The organism is Herbiconiux sp. L3-i23, assembly GCF_023734115.1.
Classification (GTDB): Bacteria; Actinomycetota; Actinomycetes; order Actinomycetales; family Microbacteriaceae; genus Naasia.
Genome location: NZ_AP025737.1, coordinates 242,403 through 261,100, shown reverse-complemented (window position 1 = coordinate 261,100; position 18,698 = coordinate 242,403). Strand labels below are relative to the sequence as shown.

General features: G+C 68.4%; 15 protein-coding genes. 6 read left to right on the top strand and 9 right to left on the bottom strand.

Going from position 1 to position 18,698, the window contains the following annotated elements; all coding sequences use genetic code 11:
• Positions 1-79 precede the first annotated feature (79 nt).
• From NGH83_RS01335 to NGH83_RS01325, 3 genes are all read right to left on the bottom strand, one after another.
• Positions 80-1,369: an ABC transporter substrate-binding protein gene (locus NGH83_RS01335; protein WP_371872722.1), complete on the bottom strand. Its 1,290-nt coding sequence runs from the start codon at positions 1,367-1,369 to the stop codon at positions 80-82.
• A gap of 143 nt (positions 1,370-1,512) precedes the next feature.
• A complete protein-coding gene (locus tag NGH83_RS01330) occupies positions 1,513-2,661 on the bottom strand; it encodes an ROK family transcriptional regulator (protein WP_251857285.1) in 1,149 nt (382 codons plus the stop codon).
• A 9-nt stretch (positions 2,662-2,670) separates the two neighbouring features.
• The gene (locus NGH83_RS01325; RefSeq protein WP_251857284.1) at positions 2,671-3,897 is read right to left on the bottom strand and encodes an ROK family transcriptional regulator; all 1,227 of its coding nucleotides are present in this window, start codon (positions 3,895-3,897) and stop codon (positions 2,671-2,673) included.
• A 106-nt stretch (positions 3,898-4,003) separates the two neighbouring features.
• Here NGH83_RS01325 and xylA point away from each other — a divergent pair, with 106 nt between their 5' ends.
• Both xylA and xylB read left to right on the top strand, forming a co-directional pair.
• Positions 4,004-5,194, top strand: coding sequence for a xylose isomerase (xylA, locus tag NGH83_RS01320; protein ID WP_251857283.1), 1,191 nt, complete (start codon positions 4,004-4,006; stop codon positions 5,192-5,194).
• A gap of 124 nt (positions 5,195-5,318) precedes the next feature.
• Positions 5,319-6,770 (top strand): xylulokinase, encoded by a 1,452-nt coding sequence (gene xylB, locus NGH83_RS01315; protein WP_251857282.1) that lies wholly within the window; start codon positions 5,319-5,321, stop codon positions 6,768-6,770.
• A 39-nt stretch (positions 6,771-6,809) separates the two neighbouring features.
• Here xylB and NGH83_RS01310 read toward each other — a convergent pair whose 3' ends face one another.
• A complete protein-coding gene (locus NGH83_RS01310) occupies positions 6,810-7,457 on the bottom strand; it encodes an NAD(P)-dependent oxidoreductase (RefSeq protein ID WP_251857281.1) in 648 nt (215 codons plus the stop codon).
• A gap of 109 nt (positions 7,458-7,566) precedes the next feature.
• On the opposite strand from NGH83_RS01310, the gene NGH83_RS01305 reads away from it, so the two are divergent.
• Positions 7,567-7,947 carry a helix-turn-helix domain-containing protein gene (locus tag NGH83_RS01305; RefSeq protein WP_251857280.1) on the top strand — a complete coding sequence of 127 codons (381 nt, stop codon included), beginning with the start codon at positions 7,567-7,569 and terminating at the stop codon, positions 7,945-7,947.
• Positions 7,948-7,972: 25 nt separating this feature from the next.
• On the opposite strand, the gene NGH83_RS01300 is transcribed toward NGH83_RS01305, so the two are convergent.
• The 3 genes from NGH83_RS01300 to NGH83_RS01290 form a co-directional block, all read right to left on the bottom strand.
• On the bottom strand, positions 7,973-9,130 hold the full coding sequence (locus NGH83_RS01300) for a cystathionine gamma-synthase (RefSeq protein ID WP_251857279.1): 1,158 nt from the start codon (positions 9,128-9,130) through the stop codon (positions 7,973-7,975).
• A 29-nt stretch (positions 9,131-9,159) separates the two neighbouring features.
• Complete coding sequence (locus tag NGH83_RS01295) at positions 9,160-10,524, bottom strand: cystathionine beta-synthase (protein ID WP_251857278.1); 1,365 nt, start codon at positions 10,522-10,524, stop codon at positions 9,160-9,162.
• Between the two features lie 147 nt (positions 10,525-10,671).
• Entirely contained in the window at positions 10,672-12,390 is a 1,719-nt protein-coding gene (locus tag NGH83_RS01290; RefSeq protein ID WP_251858571.1) for an ABC transporter ATP-binding protein, read from the bottom strand.
• A gap of 420 nt (positions 12,391-12,810) precedes the next feature.
• Between NGH83_RS01290 and NGH83_RS01285 the strand changes: the two genes are divergently transcribed.
• The 3 genes from NGH83_RS01285 (at position 12,811) to NGH83_RS01275 (ending at position 16,113) form a co-directional block, all read left to right on the top strand.
• A complete protein-coding gene (locus tag NGH83_RS01285; protein ID WP_251857277.1) occupies positions 12,811-13,785 on the top strand; it encodes a carbohydrate ABC transporter permease in 975 nt (324 codons plus the stop codon).
• Positions 13,786-13,862: 77 nt separating this feature from the next.
• The gene (locus NGH83_RS01280; protein WP_371872806.1) at positions 13,863-14,723 is read left to right on the top strand and encodes a carbohydrate ABC transporter permease; all 861 of its coding nucleotides are present in this window, start codon (positions 13,863-13,865) and stop codon (positions 14,721-14,723) included.
• A 172-nt stretch (positions 14,724-14,895) separates the two neighbouring features.
• Entirely contained in the window at positions 14,896-16,113 is a 1,218-nt protein-coding gene (locus tag NGH83_RS01275; RefSeq protein ID WP_251857275.1) for a DUF3500 domain-containing protein, read from the top strand.
• Between the two features lie 4 nt (positions 16,114-16,117).
• Here the strand turns inward: NGH83_RS01275 and NGH83_RS01270 are convergent, their stop codons facing one another.
• On the bottom strand, positions 16,118-16,462 hold the full coding sequence (locus NGH83_RS01270; protein ID WP_251857274.1) for a GIY-YIG nuclease family protein: 345 nt from the start codon (positions 16,460-16,462) through the stop codon (positions 16,118-16,120).
• Between the two features lie 846 nt (positions 16,463-17,308).
• Entirely contained in the window at positions 17,309-18,676 is a 1,368-nt protein-coding gene (locus tag NGH83_RS01265) for an ABC transporter substrate-binding protein (RefSeq protein ID WP_251857273.1), read from the bottom strand.
• Between the last annotated feature and the right edge of the window lie 22 nt (positions 18,677-18,698).

The window sequence follows — 18,698 nt, the reverse complement described above, 5'->3', positions numbered from 1 at the left end:
CGTCACCTCGTGGGGGAGGGTGCCCGGCCGGTCGACTGGTCGGCCGGCCGGCCGGGCTGGTGGTGCTGGTGCTACTTACTTACTCGCGGAAGTCATCGACGTACGAGTCGTAGTCGTCACCGAGGTCGGTGAGGACGGTCGTCGTGTCCTTGGTTCCGTTGAGAAGTTCCTGCAGATTCGCGACGATCTGGTCGTAGAAGGTCGGCGTCGGCCAGTCGGGGTAGAACGAGAGGCCGTCGACGTCGTTGATGGCGTTGAAGCCCTCGATGAGCTCCTGGCTCTTCGGGTCAGTGATGTCGGCGACATCGGCGGCGACGGGGAGACCGCCGTTGTTGCCGATGAGGGCCTGGATCTCCGGGCGCATCGTGATGTCGATGAACTTGTAGGCGAGGTCGGCGTTCGGCGCCTTGGCGGGGACGACCCACATGTTTCCGGCCGATCCGAGGCTCAGCTCGGAGGCGGGGAACTGGAAGATGCCCCAGTCGAACGAGTCGATCTCGTTGACGAAGCGGCCATACCACCAGCTGCCCGAGAAGAAGATCGGGGCCTCGCCGTTGATGAACGAGACGCCCGCGTCTTCGGCCTTGAGGCCGGTCGCGTCGGTCGAAATGTAGCCCGCGTCGGTCCAGTCGGTGAGGGTGTCGGTCGCGTAGGTGAGCGGCTCGCCCTGCCAGTCGACGGGGGCCTCGTAGAGCTGGTAGTCGTTGACCCACTGGCGGTCGGCCTGGCTCAGCGCGAGCTGGTACCAGAGCTGACCGAGCGGGTACTCGAGTCCGGCCTCGGCGAGCGGCGTGGTGCCGTCGGCGACGAACGAGTCCATGACCGCGGTGAACTCGTCGAGCGTGGTCGGGACCTCGAGGCCCTTCGCCGCGAACGCGTTCTTGTTGTAGTAGACGGTGACGTACTCGCCGTAGTTCGGCACGCCGTACCAGTCACCCGAGCCCATGACGCCCTCGTCGCTGTAACGAGCGGTGGTCTGCAGTGCGGGGGCGAGCTTGTCGTCCCAGCCGTACTCCTCGACCGCGTCGGTGATCGGGGTGAGCAGGCCCTGGCTGGCGAGGAGGCCGGCGGTGGCGTTGCCCTTGTTGTACTCGAGGATGTCGGGCGCCTCGTTCGAGTTGAGCACCTGGCTCGCGGTCTGACGGATCTGCTCGAAGCTCTTGGCCTCGAACTCGACCTTCGCGCCGGTCTCCTCTTCGAAGACCTTGATCGCCTCTTCCCAGGCGATACCCATCGCGCTGGTCTCGCTCTCGAAGTGCCAGAGAGTGAGGGTGTTGTCGTCGCCCTCGGAGCCGGAGCCCGAGCAGCCTGCCAGTGCGAGGGCACCGATCGTCATGACCGCAGCTGATGCGATCCACCGTGAACGCATAAGGGGAAGCTCCTTTGCTTGGTTTGCTGTGTCAGCGCTCGTCGTGAGCGCGCTCCCACCACTATTGGTATCGGATTTGGTTTTGTCAAGCGACAAAACAATATGCCTCAGCGTGTCGCAAAATCCGCCCCGGAAGCACAGGCTCAGGACAGCACGGTCCGCATCGCCGACACCGCGGCGCCGTAGGCGTAGAGACCGAAATCGAACGGCGGCCGTTCGATCCGTACGTCATGGGGCGACAGCTGCTCGAGGTACTCGGCGAGCGCCCGACGCACCTCGTCCGAGGCGAAGTCGAGCATGTCGAGCCCCTCGCCCATGACTGTCACCTGCTCGGGGTCGAAGGCGTTGACCGACTCGGCGATGACCGATCCGAGCGCGTACGCGGCCATCCGGAACGCGTCGAGCGCGATCGGGTCGCCGTCGCGCGCCCGCTGCACGACGAGCGGATACTCCCCCGGCTGCACGCCCGAGTTGTACTCGATCGCCGGCATCGTGACGAAGCTGTGCACGCAATCGGTGTGGCCGTTGTCGCAGACGCGACCGATGCCGCCGATGCGCGAGTGCCCGATACGGCCGCTGCGACCGTGGACTCCCTCCATCAGCTCGCCCCCGATCACGACGCCGGACCCGATGCCGGCGCCGAGCCCGTAGACGACGAGCGACGCGTCGGATCGGCCCGCGCCGAACCAGTGATGCGCCGCGGCGAGCGCGTGCACGTCGTTGGTGACGACCGTGGTCACCCCGGTCGCCTCCTCGACCATCGCACGGAGCGGCACCGACGGTCTCCAGCCGAGGAAGTTCGACCGCTCGACCACCTCGGTGTCGCCGGTGCGCAGGACGTCGCCGGCGAGGCCGATGCCGATGACGGCGGGAACCCGATGCGAGGCGAGCAGCCGACCGGCGACCTGGGCGATCAGGTCGACGACGCCCTCCGGCTCGCGGGTGTCGAGCGGCGCCTCTTCGCGCCCGATGACGTTCGCGCCGAGGTCGAGCGCGACCGCGTAGAGCGCGTCGCCCGTCAGCTTGACTCCGACGAAGGTCGCCGCGCCGGGTCGAAGCCCGAGCATCTCCTCGGGACGCCCGCGCGAAGCGCTCGGACGCGCCTCGCCCAGCGCGATGAATCCCAGCTGCACGAGCTCACGGGCGATGCGCGTGAGGCTGGCCCGCGACAGGCCGATGCGCTCCGCCAGACGCACGCGCGACTCGTCGCCGCCGATGAGCAGCTCGAGCAGCACGCGCCGCTGGGCCTCTGCGAACTCGGGCCAAGGAGCGGGAGTGCGCGGTCGGGCCATCCGCTGAGCCTATGACCGCGCGGGGTCTCGTCGCGCATGCAGCGCGTGCGACTCCCGCTCGACGGCGGCCGCGACGGCGCCCGAGGGGTCGGCGATGAGGGCGGCGAAGCCGAGCTCGGCAGCCCCGATCATGAGCCGATCGGCGGCGAGCCCGGCCGGGCTGATCACGGTGTCGCTCCAGGATGCGGCGACCGAGCTGTCGGCGACGGATCGGGCGAGGTCGTCCGGGTCGGAGGCGAGCACCGCCCCGAGGAAGCCGCCAAGGATCACGAGCGAGGGATTGAGGACATTCACCGCGTTGCTGACGGCCGCGCCGAGGACGCGGCGTTGGCGGGCGAGCTCGCCCACCACCGCGTCGTCGCGGCTCCCCAGCAGCATCGCCTCGAGCTGCTCCTCGTCGACGTTGCCGGCTCCGAGCACCGCGAGCAGCCGGTCGCGGCTCACCTCGTCTTCGAGGACCCCTCGGGCAGTCTGACGGTCGGCGGGGTCGAGCACGCCGGGGCGGTTCTGACCGAACTCGCCCGCGTAGCCGGAGGCTCCGCCGATGAGGCGCCCGTCGGCGATGACGGCGCCACCGATGCCGCTCGCGCCGCCGTTCAAGTAGATGAGGTCGGCGCAGTCGGCACCGACTCCGAAGAGCAGCTCGGCGACGCCACCCGCACTGGCGTCGTTGCCGGCCACGGTCGGGATGCCCGTGCGCGCGGCGACGAGATCGGCGACGGGCGCGTCGACCCAGTCGAGGTGCGGGGCCCACTTCACGAGGCCGTCGGCGCGGACGAGGCCTGGCACCGCGAGGGCGATTGCGAAGACGCGGCGCCCGCGGAGGGCGCTCTTCCGCAGTGCGGAGAGCGTCTCGACGACGATCTCGACCGTCTCGCCGGGGGTGACGATGTGATCCATCCCGCGCCGGATCCGCTGCTCCACCCGCGCCGACAGGCCCACCACCGCGATGGTGACGGCGTCGAGCTCGGGATTGACGGCGATCACGACGGGGCCGGGCGCGGGGACGACCAGCGGCGAGGGGCGTCCGACCCGATTCGTGGTCTCGGGGTCGGTCTCGACGACGAGTTCCAGATCGACGAGTTCACCGACCAGCACCGCGACGGTGGACCGGGTGAGACCGGTCGCCGCGGTGAGCTGCGACCGCGAGATGCCGCCCGACCGGTGCACCAGTTCGAGCACCGTCGAGAGGTTCGCCCGACGCAGCGTGTCGACGTTGCGACCCGATATGGACACGTCGACCCTTTCGTCGTCTCGACGCGTGCACGCTACCGGTTGCGGCGGCGCGCAGTGCGAGTAATATGTACGCGGCAACGACAATTTAGCAGACAAGGATGTCCCCGTGACCGTCACTCCCACCCGCGACGACAAGTTCTCCTTCGGTCTCTGGACCATCGGATACAACGGGACCGACCCCTTCGGCGGCCCCACCCGGCCCGCACTCGACGTGGTGCACGTCGTCGAGAAGCTCTCCGAGCTCGGCGCCTACGGCCTCACCTTCCACGACGACGACCTGTTCGCGTTTGGCTCCACGGACGCCGAACGTCAGAACCAGATCGACCGCCTCAAGCAGGCCCTCGCCGACACCGGCGTGATCGTTCCGATGGTCACCACCAACCTCTTCAGCGCACCGGTCTTCAAGGACGGCGGCTTCACGGCCAACGACCGCGACGTCCGCCGCTTCGCGCTGCGCAAGGTGCTGCGCAACATCGACCTCGCCGCCGAGCTGGGCGCGAAGACCTTCGTCATGTGGGGCGGCCGCGAGGGCGCCGAGTACGACGCCGCGAAGGATATCCGCGCGGCGCTCGAGCGCTACCGCGAGGCCGTCAACCTGCTCGGCGACTACGTCACCGACAAGGGCTACGACATCCGCTTCGCGATCGAGCCGAAGCCGAACGAGCCCCGCGGCGACATCCTGCTGCCGACCCTCGGCCACGCGCTGGCGTTCATCAACAGCCTCGAGCGCCCCGAGCTCGTCGGCCTGAACCCCGAGGTCGGGCACGAGCAGATGGCGGGCCTCAACTTCGCCGCCGGGATCGCGCAGGCGCTGTACCACGGCAAGCTCTACCACATCGATCTCAACGGCCAGCGCGGCATCAAGTACGACCAGGACCTCGTCTTCGGGCACGGCGACCTGCACAACGCGTTCGCCCTCGTCGACCTGCTCGAGAACGGCGGCCCGAACGGCGGACCCGCCTACGACGGCCCCCGTCACTTCGACTACAAGCCGAGCCGCACCGAGGACGAGACCGGCGTGTGGGAGTCGGCCGCCGCGAACATGCGCACCTACCTGCTGCTCAAGGAGCGCGCCGCCGCCTTCCGCGCCGACCCCGAGGTGCAGGAAGCCCTCGCGGCCGCCAAGGTGCCCGACCTCAGCACCCCGACCCTGAACGCGGGCGAGAGCTACGACGACCTGCTCGCGGACACCTCCGCCTACGAGGACTTCGACGCGAACGCCTACCTCGGCGGCAAGGGCGCGGGCTTCGTCCGCCTCCAGCAGCTGGCCACCGAACACCTCCTCGGCGCCCGCTGAGATCCGATTGGGCCCATGGCGCACGCTTGCGCCAGGGATGCGGGCATAAACGCACGTTCCGGCTGGCAGATTCAGCCGGAACGTGCGTTTTCGCGACTGACTACTCACTGAAACTGGAGGAGCGATGCCCTTTCGACAGGCTCAAGGCGGCGCGCTCGTCGCCGGAGTCGACTCGTCGACGCAGAGCTGCAAGGTCGTCATCCGCGACCTCGAGACCGGAGAGACCGTCCGCACCGGACGCGCCTCGCACCCGAACGGCACCGAGGTGCCGCCCTCCGCGTGGTGGGATGCGCTGGTCGCCGCCATCGCCGACGCGGGAGGCCTGGACGACGTCGCCGCGATCTCGATCGCCGGCCAGCAGCACGGCATGGTCGTGCTCGACGACGACGGCCGGGTCATCCGCGATGCCCTGCTCTGGAACGACACCCGCAGCGCCCGGGCAGCACGCGCCCTGATCGACGAATTCGGCGAGGACGAGCTGGTGCGCCGCACCGGATCGGTCCCGGTCGCGTCGTTCACCGCGACCAAGCTGCGCTGGCTCCGCGACGCCGAGCCCGACAACGCGGCACGCGTTGCCGCGGTCGCGCTCCCCCACGACTGGCTGACCTGGCGCCTTCTCGGCTACGGCCCCGAGGGCGAGTCGCCGCTCGGCCCCGACCTCCATGCCTTGGTCACCGACCGCTCCGACGCGAGCGGCACCTCCTACTGGAACCCCGAGGCCAATGACTACGACCGCGAGCTGCTCGTCGCCGCACTCGGCCACGACGCCATCCTGCCGCGGGTGCTCGGGCCGTCGGACAGCGGCGGACGCACCGTCGCGAACGCGGCCGCCGGCATCCCTGCTGACCTAGTGGTGGGCCCCGGCGCCGGTGACAACGCGGGAGCGGCGCTCGGCCTCGGGGCCCGCGAGGGCGACGTCGTCATTTCGATCGGCACGAGCGGCACGGTCTTCGCCGTGACCGGCGCGCCCGCCGCGGACCCGAGCGGTGCGGTGGCCGGATTCGCCGACGCCTCCGGCCTGTTCCTGCCTCTGGTCGCGACTCTTAACGCCGCCCGCGTCCTCGACTCGACCGCCGCTCTGCTGGGTGTCGACCATTCCGAGCTCGGGCGCCTCGCGGCGGACGCGAGCGCCGGATCCGACGGCCTTGTGCTCGTCCCCTACTTCGAGGGCGAGCGCACGCCGAACCTCCCCGACGCTACCGCGACGCTGTCAGGCATGACGCTCGCGTCGACCACCCGCCCGAACCTGGCCAGGGCCGCAATCGAAGGCATGCTCTGCGCGCTCGCCGACGGCCTCGACGCCGTACGGGCAACCGGCGTGCGCGAGACGCGCATCCTCCTCATCGGCGGAGCATCGCAGAACGAGGCGGTGCAGCGGATCGCCGCCGAAGTGTTCGACGCGCCCATCGAGGTCCCGGCGCTGGGAGAGTACGTGGCATCGGGTGGAGCTGTGCAGGCCGCGTGGGCTCTGACCGGTGAACGCCCGACCTGGCCGGTCGACACTCTTGCGGCCCTGACGCCGGCCACCCAACCCGTCATCCGCCAGCAGTACGCCGCAGCCCGCTCGCACTACTAGTCCCACCAACCCCGCGAGCGCGCTCGCGGGGGTAAGGGGTCAGTAGGCGACGGAGAAGTGGGCCTTCGTATGCGCCGGCGACTCGACCTCGTCGAGAATGGCGGTCGCGAAGTCGGCGCCCGAGACCGCCGAGCTGCCGTCGGCGTCGAACAGTGCGACGTCGCCGCCGGTGCGGTAGGCACCCTTCTTCTCGCCGGGCGCGTACGAGCCGTAGGCCTGGGCCGGGCTCACGAAGAACCAGTCGAGCTCGGCGGGCGCCTCGTTCTGCAGCCACTCGAGCACGCCGTTCATGGTGCGCACCTCGTCGGCGAACGCCGGCGGGACGTCGTCGCCTTCCGCGAAACGAGGGGCGCCGGCCTCGGGACGCAGTGAGCTGAACCCACCGACCACACCGAAGCGGACGCCTGCCGCGGCCGCTTTGCCCGCGAGGTCGAGATAGATGTCGGGCAGCCCCTGCGCGAGGTCGCCGCGCGGCGACAGAGCAGCGACGATCACGTCGGTCCCCTCGACCGCCGCGGCGCGCGCCGACTCGTCGACGAGCGACACCGAACGGTACTCGACACCCTCGACCGGGCTCTCGGGAGTCGAGCGGCTGACGGCCCGCACATCGAGTCCGCGACGTGACGCCTCCTCGACGACGTGCCCTCCGGTGTAGCCGGTTCCGCCCAGAACGGTGATGGTGGTCATTGATTCTCCCTGCTTCCTGCCGCAATCGACGCGATCCTTGCTTCAGTCACTGTAGGAGACTAGGTTTCCGATAGTAAGTAGGCACTTTGCGGTAACCGAGGTACAGACGATGACGACACCGGCGCTCGACCCCTATCAGGACGACTGCCCGACGCGGCGCATCCTCGACCGCATCGGCGATCGGTGGACCGTGCTCATCGTCGGGTCGCTCTCCGACGGCGCGCTGCGCTTCTCGGACGTGCAACGGCGGGTGCAGGGCATCTCGCAGAAGATGCTGACCCAGACCCTGCGCGGCCTCGAGCGCGACGGACTCGTCACCCGTACGGCGTATCTCGAGGTGCCGCCGCGGGTCGAATACGCCCTCACCGACGCCGGCCGCTCACTGCTCACACCCCTGAAGGCGCTCGAAACGTGGTCGATCGAGCACTTCGCCGAAGTACGGGATGCGCAGGCCGACTACGACGGCAAGGTCGCCGTCCCGACTGTCTGACCGCATCCGCGTGACCGCGACGCGGTCAGGAGCGGGGCAGCGCCGTTTCGAGGTCCGCGATGAGGTCGCCGACCTCTTCGATGCCGACCGAGAGGCGCACGATGTTCGGCGCGACCTCGAGCGGGGTACCGCGCACCGACGCGTGAGTCATCTCGCTGGGGTAGCCGATCAGCGACTCGACGCCGCCGAGCGACTCGGCGAGCTGGAAGAGCTCGGTCGACTCGGCGAACGTACGGGCCGCCGCCTCTCCCCCGGCCAGCGCGACCGAGATCATGCCGCCGAACGCCGACATCTGCGCCGCCGCGATCTCGTGCCCGGGATGCGAGGCGAGGCCGGGGTAGTAGACCCGCTCGATGGCGGGATGGTCGGCGAAGTGCTCGGCGATGGCGAGGGCGTTGCTCGAGTGCCGATCCATGCGCACCGCAAGGGTCTTGATGCCGCGCACGGTCAGCCAGGCCTCGAACGGGGCGAGCACCGCGCCGGCGGCGAACTGGATGAACCGGATCTTCTCGGCCAGCTCGTCGTCGCTCGTCAGCACGGCGCCACCCAGCACATCGGAGTGCCCGCCGATGTACTTCGTGGTCGAGTGCACGACCACGTCGGCACCGAGCGCCAGCGGGCGCTGCAGCGCGGGTGACGCGAAGGTGTTGTCGACGACGACGATCGCGCCGGCTTCGTGACCGATCGCCGCGAGGGTCGCGATGTCGGTGATCTTCATCAGCGGGTTGCTCGGGGTCTCGACCCAGACCATGCGGGTGCTCGGCCGCACCGCGGCCCGCACCGCGTCGGAGTCGCTCATCTCGACCGTGGTGACTTCGACCCCCGCCGGCACGTGGAGTCGGTGTAGCAGTCGGTGGGTGCCGCCGTAGACGTCGTTGCCCAGGATCAGGTGGTCGCCGGGCTGCAGGGCCGCGCGCAGCAGCGCGTCCTCGGCGGCGAGACCCGAGGCGAAGGCGATGCCGTGCTCGGCCTGCTCGAGCGAGGCGAGCAGCACCTGCAGCGAGTCCCGCGTCGGGTTGCCGCTGCGTGCGTACTCGTAGCCTTCGCGCAGCCCGCCGATACCGTCCTGGACGAAGGTGGAGGTCTGGTAGATCGGCGGCACGACCGCGCCGGTGGTGGGGTCGAAATGCTGGCCGGCGCGGATGGCGCGGGTGCTGAAGCCGTAGTCGGCGTCTTCGGGCATGGTGGAACTCCCGTGTTCTGGGCCGGAGGTCATTCCGACAGGAAGGTGAGCAGGTCTGAGCGGGTGAGCACCGCGGTCGGCTTCCCGCCGTCGGTGACGAGGAGGGCGTCGGATGCGCCGAGCGCCGCGCGGGCGGCGGAGACGGGCTCGCCGATGCCGATGAGCGGCAGCGTCTCGCCGACGAAGGGCGCAACCGCATCGGCGAGCGCCGCGCGTCCGCTGAAGACGAGGTCGAGCAGTTCGCGCTCGCTGATGGCGCCGACGACCTCGCCCATCACGACGGGCGGCTCGTTCTTGAGCACCAGCAGCTGGGACACGTCGTAGCGCTCGAGGGTGGCGATGGCGTCGCGCACCGTCGCGTCGGGCGTCGCGTAGACGAGGCCGGGTGTCTTCCCGGTCTTGGCGCGGACGATGTCGCCCACCGACTTCTCGTCGCCGAGCTGCGCGAACCCGTAGGAGCGCATCCACCGGTCGCTGAAGATCTTGCCGAGGTAGCCGCGTCCGCCATCGGGCAGCAGGGTGACGACGACCGCGTCGGGCGGCAGTTCGGCGGCCACCTCGAGGGCGACCGCGACGGCGAGGCCGCTGGATCCGCCGACGAGGAGCCCCTCTTCGCGGGCGAGTCGGAGGGTGAGGTCGAACGATTCCTGGTCGCTCTTCGCGATGACGCGGTCGACGACCGAGGGGTCGTAGGCGCTCGGCCAGAAGTCCTCGCCAACACCCTCGACGAGGTAGGGCCGGCCGGTCCCGCCCGAGTAGACGGAGCCTTCGGGGTCGGCGCCGATCACCTGGACGCGCCCATCGGAGATCTCTTTGAGGTACCGACCGGTGCCGCTGATGGTGCCGCCGGTGCCGACGCCCGCGACGAAGTGGGTGATGCGCCCGTCGGTGTCGTTCCAGATCTCGGGCCCGGTCGTCTCGTAGTGCGACCGCGGACCGTTCGGGTTCGCGTACTGATTGGGCTTGAACGCGCCGGGGATCTCGCGGGCGAGGCGATCGGAGACGCTGTAATACGACTCGGGATCGTCGGGGGCGACGGACGTCGGTGTCACGACGACCTCGGCGCCGTACGCGGTGAGCACGTTGCGCTTGTCCTCGCCGACCTTGTCGGGGACGACGAACACGCAGCGGTATCCGCGCTGCTGCGCTACGAGCGCGAGCCCCACCCCGGTGTTGCCGGAAGTCGGTTCGACGATCGTGCCGCCGGGCTTCAGCAGCCCCGCCTTCTCGGCGGCGTCGATGATGTTGACCGCGATGCGGTCCTTCGATGAGCCGCCCGGATTGACGTACTCGACCTTCGCGAGCACCGTGGCGGCGATGCCGTCGGTGACGCGGTTGAGCTTGACGAGAGGGGTGCCGCCGATGAGGTCGAGCACGGAGTTCGCGTACTTCATGAGAGCTTTCGTGTGAGGCCGGGCCCGGGTCGAGCGGAGTCGTCGACGGCTGGGCGGCAGGACAGAGGTTGGCTGGCGTCTAGCGGCAGCGACAACAACACGTCACGAACACGAGGCCCATGCTAGCGGGTCTCCTGGCCCGCCCGCTCACACGGGTTCGCGCAGCCCCTGGCGGACGGCGAGCTCGAAGTAGGCGCCGCCGCGCTCGAGCAGCTCGGCGTGGGTGCCGCTCTCGACGATGCGGCCCTTGTCGACGACGTGAATGACGTCCGCGTCGACGACGGTGGAGAGCCGGTGCGCGATCGTGATCGTGGTGCGGCCTGCGGAGAGCCGGTCGAGCGCCTCCTGCACGGCGCGCTCGGACACCGAGTCGAGGGCGCTGGTCGCCTCGTCGAGCATCAGGATCGGAGGGTTCTTGAGCAGCACCCGCGCGATCGCGATGCGCTGCTTCTCCCCGCCTGACAGCCGGTAGCCGCGTTCGCCGACGACGGTGTCGTAGCCGTCGGGGAACGACTCGATGGTCCCGGCGATCGCGGCGGCCTCCGCGGCTTCGCGCATCCGCTCCTCGGTCGCGTCGGGATCGGCGTAGAGCAGGTTCTCGCGGATGGTCGCGTGGAAGAGGTAGGTTTCCTGGCTCACGATGCCGATCTGCGCCCGCAGGTCGTCCTGCAGTAGGTCGCGCACGTCGTGCCCCGACACCCGCACCGCTCCCCCGGTGACGTCGTAGAGACGCGGCAGGAGGTATCCGATGGTCGTTTTGCCGGCGCCGGAGGACCCGACGAAGGCGACGTGCTCGCCCGGCTCCGCCGTGAAGGACACCCCGGCGAGCGTCTCGCGACCCTCCTCGGTCTGGTCCGGATAGGCGAAGTGCACGTCGTCGTACTCCACCTTCCCGATCGGGTCGGCGGCGGTGATGGCCTGCGGCGACGCCGGTTCGGCGATCGCCGGCTTCAGGTCGAAGTACTCGAAGATGCGAGCGAACAGCGCACCCGACGTCTGCAGGTCGAGGGCGACGCGCATGAGGCCGAGCAGCGGCCACATCAGGCGGGCCTGCACCGTCGTGAACGCGACGATCGTTCCCGCCGTGATGTCGACTCCCCCGGTGATGAGGTAGGCGGACACCAGGTAGATGGCGGCGGGGACGACCGAGAGGAAGATCTGCACCAGGGCGAAGAAGCCCTGACCGCTCATCGCCTGCCGCACCTGCAGGAAGATCTGCCGCCGGTTCTGCTGCGCGTAGCGCTCGGTCTCGCTGCCCTGACGACCGAAGCTCTTCGCGAGCAGGATGCCGGAGACGCTCAGCGACTCCTGCGTGATCGCCGTCATGTCGGACAGCGACTCCTGCGTCTGCGTCGCGATGCGCGCACGGACCCGGCCGACGCGGCGCTGCGCCAATGCGAGGACGGGGAGGAGGACGACGGCCACGAGCGTCAACTGCCAGCTGAGCAGCAGCATCGCCACCAGCGCAGCGGTGACGGTGACGACGTTGCCGACGACGCTCGAGACGGTGTTGCTCAGCACGCCGGCGACCCCGCCGACGTCGTTCGCGAGACGCGACTGGATGACGCCGGTCTTCGTGCGGGTGAAGAAGCCGAGCTCCATGCCCTGCAGGTGACGGAACAGGTCGACCCGCATGGCGCCCATGACCTTGGTGCCGACGTTCGCCGTGAGATAGGTCTGCCAGATGCCGAGCCCCGCCGAGACGATCCAGATGAGCACCATCAGACCGACGATCTCGAGCAGCACCGGCACGTTCGGGCCGCCTGCCGGGAACAGCCCGCGGTCGAAGGCCTGCTCGGTGAGCAGCGGAGGCAGGACGGTGAGTCCGGCATCGATCAACACGAGCGTGATCGTGAGCGCGAGCATGGCCTTGTGCGGGGTGAAGAGGCGCGCGATGCGGCGGAGCAGGTGGTCGACCTGGGGCGCCGATGCGTTCGCGGCACGCTGCGCCTCGACGTCCTGCGACGCCACTCCTCGACGCGGTCTGCCCGCCTGCCCGAAACTCACCCGAGGAGCCTACGACCGGCTCGCTGACCGCCGACCGGTGTTCGCCCAGGGCCACTGTCGCGTGCCCACGTCCGGCACGCAGGTCAGCGCCCTATCATCTGCCTGTCAGCGCTCCTTCGCGGCTTGCACGAGGGTGGGTCGCGACTTATAGTCACCTTGTGTGGAATCGATGCCACACCCGATGAGGAACGCCGGCGTTCCGAGAGGATTGACGATGGAGCCAACACGCGCCGACGGCACGCAGCCGCCGAAGCGATCCGAGGGACGAGAGGCACGACGGTGACCGCCGTCGCCGAGCGTCCCGCGGCCGCCACCCCCGCCGACGACAAGCCGGCCAAGCCGCCGAAGTTCAAGCAGAAGTACAACCGTCGTGAAGCGACCGCCGGTTTCCTCTTCATCAGCCCCTGGATCGTCGGCTTCCTGATCTTCACGCTCGGCGCGATGATCTACAGCCTCGTCATCTCGTTCTCGAACTACCAGCTCGCGACCGACACGGCGACCCCCGTCGGCTTCGCCAACTACGAGCGTCTGTTCGAAGAGCCGAAGGTGTTCACCGCGCTGTCGAACACGCTGTTCTTCGCCGTCATGGCAGTGCCGCTCGAGATCATCTTCGCGCTGTTCCTCGCCATGCTGCTGAACCGGGTCGGACGCGGTGCCGGCGTCTTCCGCACCCTGTTCTACCTGCCGAAGATGACCCCGTCGGTCGCGACCGCCTCGGTCTTCCTCCTGCTGTTGAACGGCAACTACGGCGCCATCAACCAGGGGCTCGCCTTCATCGGCATCCAGGGCCCGCAGTGGCTGACCGACCCCAACTGGGTGAAGCCGTCGATCGTGATCATGACGCTCTGGGGCGTCAGCGGCACGATGGTCATCTTCCTCGCCGCGCTGAAGAACGTGCCCCGCGACCTCTACGAGGTCGCGTCGCTCGACGGGGCCGGCCCGGTGCGTCAATTCTTCACCATCACGCTGCCGATGATCTCCGGTTCGATCTTCTTCAACGTGCTGGTGCTCACCATCGCTGCTCTGCAGGTCTTCGACCAGGCGTTCCTGCTGTTCTGGCGCGACCAGACCAGCGCGGCACCCGAATCGTCCCTGTTCTACGCGGTGTACCTGTTCCAGCAGGCGTTCCGGCAGTTCAACTTCGGCTTCGCGTCGGCGATGGCGTGGCTGCTGTTCGTGATCATCGCGATCATCACCTTCTTCCAGTTCCGCTACGGCAACCGGTTCGTCTACTACGAGGGGGATGACAAGTGACCGCCATCGGCACGCCATCCGGCAACGTCACCGTCCAGAGCCAGGCCCTCTCGGTCCGGGAGACCGGCGGCGACCCGCTGAAGCCCGGCCGCAGCATCACGAGCATCGTCGGCAAGGTCGCCCTGTGGGTCCTGCTCGGGTTGTTCTCGCTCGCGTTCCTGTACCCGTTCGCGTGGCTGCTGTCCGCAAGCCTCAAGCCGCGCGGCGAGGTCTTCGACAACCGGCTCATTCCGAACACCCTCGTTCCCGAGAACTACGTCCAGGTGTTCAACGAGCTGCCGCTGCTCAGCTGGATGGGCAACAGCCTCCTGATCGCAGTGCTCGCGGCCGGTTTCGTGACCATCTCGAGCTCGATCGTCGCGTTCGGGTTCGCGTACTTCAAGTTCCCGTTCCGAAACCAGCTCTTCGCGCTGGTCCTCGCGACGATGATGCTCCCCGGTGCGGTCACGCTGATCCCAACCTACCTGATCTGGAACAACGTCGGCCTCGTCGGCACGAACATCCCGCTGTGGGGCGCGAACCTCTTCGGGTCGGCGTTCTACATCTTCCTGCAGCGCCAGTTCTTCCTGGGGCTGCCGCGGGAGCTGTTCGAGGCCGCGCGCGTCGACGGCGCGAGCTACTGGCGGATGTTCTGGAAGATCGCGGCGCCGCTGTCGATCCCGTCGTTCATCATCGTGTTCATCTTCGAGTTCCAGGCGAGCTGGAACAACTTGCAGGCACCGCTGATCTACCTGAACTTCGGTTCGCCCGAAAACTTCACGGTCCCGCTCGGTATCTCCTACGCGATGACCGTGTTCTCCCCGACCAACGGCGGACACGGTGACTACCAGCTGGTCATGGTCGCGGCGCTGCTGGTGACGCTGCCGATGCTGATCCTGTTCGCCTTCGGTCAGCGCTACTTCATCGAAGGAATCGCGACCCAGGGCCGCAAGGGCTGAGCCCATCGCGGTAACGGAGAGGGCCTCGCGCTTCGGCGCGGGGCCCTCTCCCGTTGTCCACCGCCGCCCGTTGAGCGAAGCGATACGAAGGCCTAGCCTCCTCAGGCATTGCATCGGGGCCACATAGGGAGCGCATCGGGGACGCAAAGCGTTCCTGCCTACCGTCGACCGCATGAGCGATCACGGAGACAACTCGAGCGGCCTCCACCGACGCCGCGCCCGGCCCCTCCTCATCACCTCCATGCTCCTGATCGGCGGTCTCACCCTGAGCGGATGCGCGACCACCGCGACCGGATCCGCGACCGTCGCAAACGAGTCGACGGTGACCACGTCCGAGGTCGCGTCGACCTCGGCCCCGGCGACGACCACCGAGCAGACCGTCGTCGACACCACGGCTGCCGCCGAGGCGTTCCTCGCCACCTTGACCGACGAGCAACGCGAGCAGGTCCTCTACTCCTACGACGACAAGACGAAGACGACCTCGTGGTCGAACTTCCCGGTGACCTTCGTCGAGCGCGCGGGACTCAATCTCGAGGACCTCACCGCCGAACAGAGGACCGCGGCGATGGCGGTGCTCGAAGCCCTGCTCAGCGATGCGGGCTACGAGACGGTGACCGGCATCATCGGCGGCGACGAGTTCCTGCTGGAGAACAGCAGCAGCACCGAGGACTCGCTCGGCCAGTACTACATCGCCTTCTTCGGCGACCCTTCCGACACCAGCGCCTTCGAGGTCCAGTTCGGCGGGCACCACCTCGGCATCAACGCGACCCTCGACGGCACCGCCGACTCGGTGACCTTCGCGCCGACGCATCTCGGGTCGCAGCCAGCGGTCTACACCGACTCCGAGGGCAACGAGGTGCAGCCGCTCGCCGGCATGTACGAGACGGCGTTCGCCTTCTACGACAGCCTCACCGACGACCAGAAGGCCGAGCTCTACCAGGGCACCGAGGTGAGCAACCTGGTCTGCGCCCCCGGCGACACCTGCGACTACCCGACGGGCACCGGGCTCGCGGCCTCTGAGCTGACCGACGAGCAGAAGCAGCTGCTGCTTGCGGTGATCGCGAACTGGGTCGGGCTCTCCGACGAGGAGACCACCGCCACCGCGTTGGCCGAGATCGAGGCGACCCTCGACGAGACGTATGTCAACTGGTCCGGGGCGACGGTGTACGACATGACTCAGGGCGACGGCATCTACTTCCAGATCTCCGGACCGGATGTCTACATCGAGTTCTCGAACCAGCAGGGCTCGGCCGGCGCCGATGTGAGTGGGTACGTCACGTCGGGCTGGGGTCACATCCACACCATCTACCGCGACCCGGAGACCGACTACGCAGGCAGCGTCACCCAGCAGGCCTCGACGGGCATGGAAGGCGGCCCGGCCCCCCGCTGAGCAGCTACACCCCGATGTCGATCGTGGGGAGGTGCGCCGTCGAGACATGACTCGTCGAGGGACGGACACCTCTCCGCGACGCGGCCTTGAACCGATCGGACTGCGCGGCCTCGATCAGTGCGATTTTCTTCGCACGACTCCAGCCCTGCAGCTTCTTCTCAAAGGCGAACGCGTCGTCGACTCGGTCGAACTCCCCTACCCAGAGCAGTCGGACGGGTCGACGCGACCGCGTGTAGGCGGCGCCCTCGCCTTGCAGGTGCTGCCGGATCCGCATCTCGAGGTGACTCGTGCTCCCGACGTAAAGGGTCGCGTCGGAACACTCGAGGATGTACACCCAGCCCTTCTTCATGAGGCCAGGGAAGCCGAACGGCTCGTCGGCAAGAGCCTCGCCGCATCGTTTCGTGGATGGATGCGTTGAGAGCGGAGCCGAGGAGGACATTCCGTGGTCATTGAGGAGGGCCGCCAGGCCCGTCGCGAAATGACACCAGCCGCAGATCCCCCCGCAGCGGCGAACGCAGAACTCATGTCGCATCGCGACGGCCGTGAACGGCCTCCTCAGCGACCAGGAGGAGAGGACAGTCGTCGCGGAGCGACGTCCGACGGCGCGCGAGCGAAGAGCCTCACTGGTCGTTGAGGAGGGCCGCCAGGCCCGTAGCGAAATGACACCAGCCGCAAATCCCCCGCAGCGGCGAACTCAGAACTCATGTCGCATCGCGACGGCCGCGAACGGCCTCCTCAGCGACCAAAAGGAGACGACAGTCGTCGCGGAGCGACATCCAACGGCACGCGAGAAGAGCCCCACTGGTCATTGAGGAGGGCCGCCAGGCCCGTCGCGAGATGACACCGGCCGCAGATGCCCCGCAGCGGCGAACCCAGAACCCGTGTCGCATCGCGACGGCCGTGAACGGCCTCCTCAGCGACCAGAAGGAGAGGACAGTCGTAGCGGAGCGACGTCCGACGGCGCGCGAGCGAAGAGCCCCACTGGTCATTGAGGAGGGCCGCCAGGCCCGTCGCGAAATGACACCAGCCGCAGATCCCCCACAGCGGCCAACCCAGAACTCATGTCGCATCGCGACGGCCGTGAACGGCCTCCTCAGCGACCAGGAAGAAAGATCAGTCGTTGCGGAGCGAGGTCCTTCACAACGCAGGAGGGGCGGCGCCTTGCGGCGCCGCCCCTCCCTCTTGCTCAGCTGGATCAGCCGGCTGCGGTGGCCTCGTCGTAGGCGCGCTCCGCGGCGGCCTGGCCGTCGGCCAGAGCCTCCTCCGGCGTCTTCTCACCGTTCAGCGCGGCGACCACGGCGTTCTCGAGCTCCGTCTGGATCTCGAGACCGGCGGCCGACGAACCGTACGACTGGCCGCTGCCGACCACGTCGTAGTAGGTGGCGATGATCTGGTCGAAGCTCTCGCTACCGGTCGGAACCACGTACTCGTCGCGGATCATCTGGTCGGCCTCGGGCGAACCCGTGAACAGACCGGTGTTGATGCGACCCGGCTCGGCGGCGATGTTGTCGGCACGAGCCTGGCCGGCGGCCATCCACGCGTCGTTCGAGGTGAGGTTCAGCATCCACGCGCACGCGGCGGCCGGGTTCTTCGCCCCGACGGGGATGACGAACGCGGTGCCCGACGAGACGGTGAAGTTGTTGCCGTCGGAGTCCTTGAACGGAACCGCGTTGAGGCTCAGCTCAGGCGAGTTCTCGGCGAGGACGTTCGGGTACCACTGCTGGTTGATCTGACCCGCGACCTGGTTCTTCACGTACTGGTTCTCGGCACCGAAGGTGTCGAACGTGTCGATGAAGCTCTTGATCTTGGCGTAGCCGCCCTGAGCGTCCATCAGCTCCTTGAGGTACGTGAGCGTCTCGACGTTGGTCGGGTCGTCGATCGTCGGACGACCCTCGTCGTCGATGATCGTTCCGCCCGCACCGAGCATCCACAGACCCGCGTTGCCGGGCAGAGCCGGGTCGAGTCCCAGGGTCGACGGGTTGCCACCGGTCTCGGCGTACATCGCGGTCACCGCGGCGAGGAGGCCCTCGCGGTCGGAGGTGTCGATGTCGTCGAGGGTGAGGCCCGCCTGCTCGAGCAGCGGCGTGTTCACGATGATCGCCGGGGGCTGGTAGAACTGCGGCACGGCGTAGATCTCGCCGTCGTAGGTGACATCGCCCATGACCGACTCGTACCAGTGGCTCTTGTCCACGTCGTTCTGCGCGTAGCACTCGTCGAGCGGCACGATCAGGTTGCGGGCCGCATAGGTGCCCACGAAGCGGGCGCTCATCTGCACCACGTCGGGGACGTTGCCGCTCGCGGTCGCGGCGGTGAACTTCTGAGCGTCGAACGCGGTCGCGTCGAGCTCGACCTCCACGTCGGGGAGCTGCTCGGCCGCGAAATCGATACGCGACTGGCCGACGTCGTCGGCGTTCTCGAAGCCCCACGCGTTCAGCGTGCCGGTGGGCTCCGCGGAGAAGTCAACATCTGCTGCGGTGTTGCCCCCTCCTGATCCACAGGCCGTCAGCGCGGCGACGGACAGGACAGCCGTCGCAGCGAGAAGAACCCTCTGCCTCTTCTTCATGTCTTTTCCTCTCAGGAGAGAT

What these genes read in the sequence shown, in the direction of transcription:
- NGH83_RS01335 (WP_371872722.1), bottom strand. Translation starts at nt 1,369, where the DNA reads ATGCGTTCACGGTGGATCGCATCAGCTGCGGTCATGACGATCGGTGCC.
- NGH83_RS01330 (WP_251857285.1), bottom strand. Translation starts at nt 2,661, where the DNA reads ATGGCCCGACCGCGCACTCCCGCTCCTTGGCCCGAGTTCGCAGAGGCC.
- xylB (WP_251857282.1), top strand. Translation starts at nt 5,319, where the DNA reads ATGCCCTTTCGACAGGCTCAAGGCGGCGCGCTCGTCGCCGGAGTCGAC.
- NGH83_RS01310 (WP_251857281.1), bottom strand. Translation starts at nt 7,457, where the DNA reads ATGACCACCATCACCGTTCTGGGCGGAACCGGCTACACCGGAGGGCAC.
- NGH83_RS01305 (WP_251857280.1), top strand. Translation starts at nt 7,567, where the DNA reads ATGACGACACCGGCGCTCGACCCCTATCAGGACGACTGCCCGACGCGG.
- NGH83_RS01300 (WP_251857279.1), bottom strand. Translation starts at nt 9,130, where the DNA reads ATGCCCGAAGACGCCGACTACGGCTTCAGCACCCGCGCCATCCGCGCC.
- NGH83_RS01295 (WP_251857278.1), bottom strand. Translation starts at nt 10,524, where the DNA reads ATGAAGTACGCGAACTCCGTGCTCGACCTCATCGGCGGCACCCCTCTC.
- NGH83_RS01290 (WP_251858571.1), bottom strand. Translation starts at nt 12,390, where the DNA reads ATGCTCGCGCTCACGATCACGCTCGTGTTGATCGATGCCGGACTCACC.
- NGH83_RS01275 (WP_251857275.1), top strand. Translation starts at nt 14,896, where the DNA reads ATGAGCGATCACGGAGACAACTCGAGCGGCCTCCACCGACGCCGCGCC.
- NGH83_RS01270 (WP_251857274.1), bottom strand. Translation starts at nt 16,462, where the DNA reads ATGAAGAAGGGCTGGGTGTACATCCTCGAGTGTTCCGACGCGACCCTT.
- NGH83_RS01265 (WP_251857273.1), bottom strand. Translation starts at nt 18,676, where the DNA reads ATGAAGAAGAGGCAGAGGGTTCTTCTCGCTGCGACGGCTGTCCTGTCC.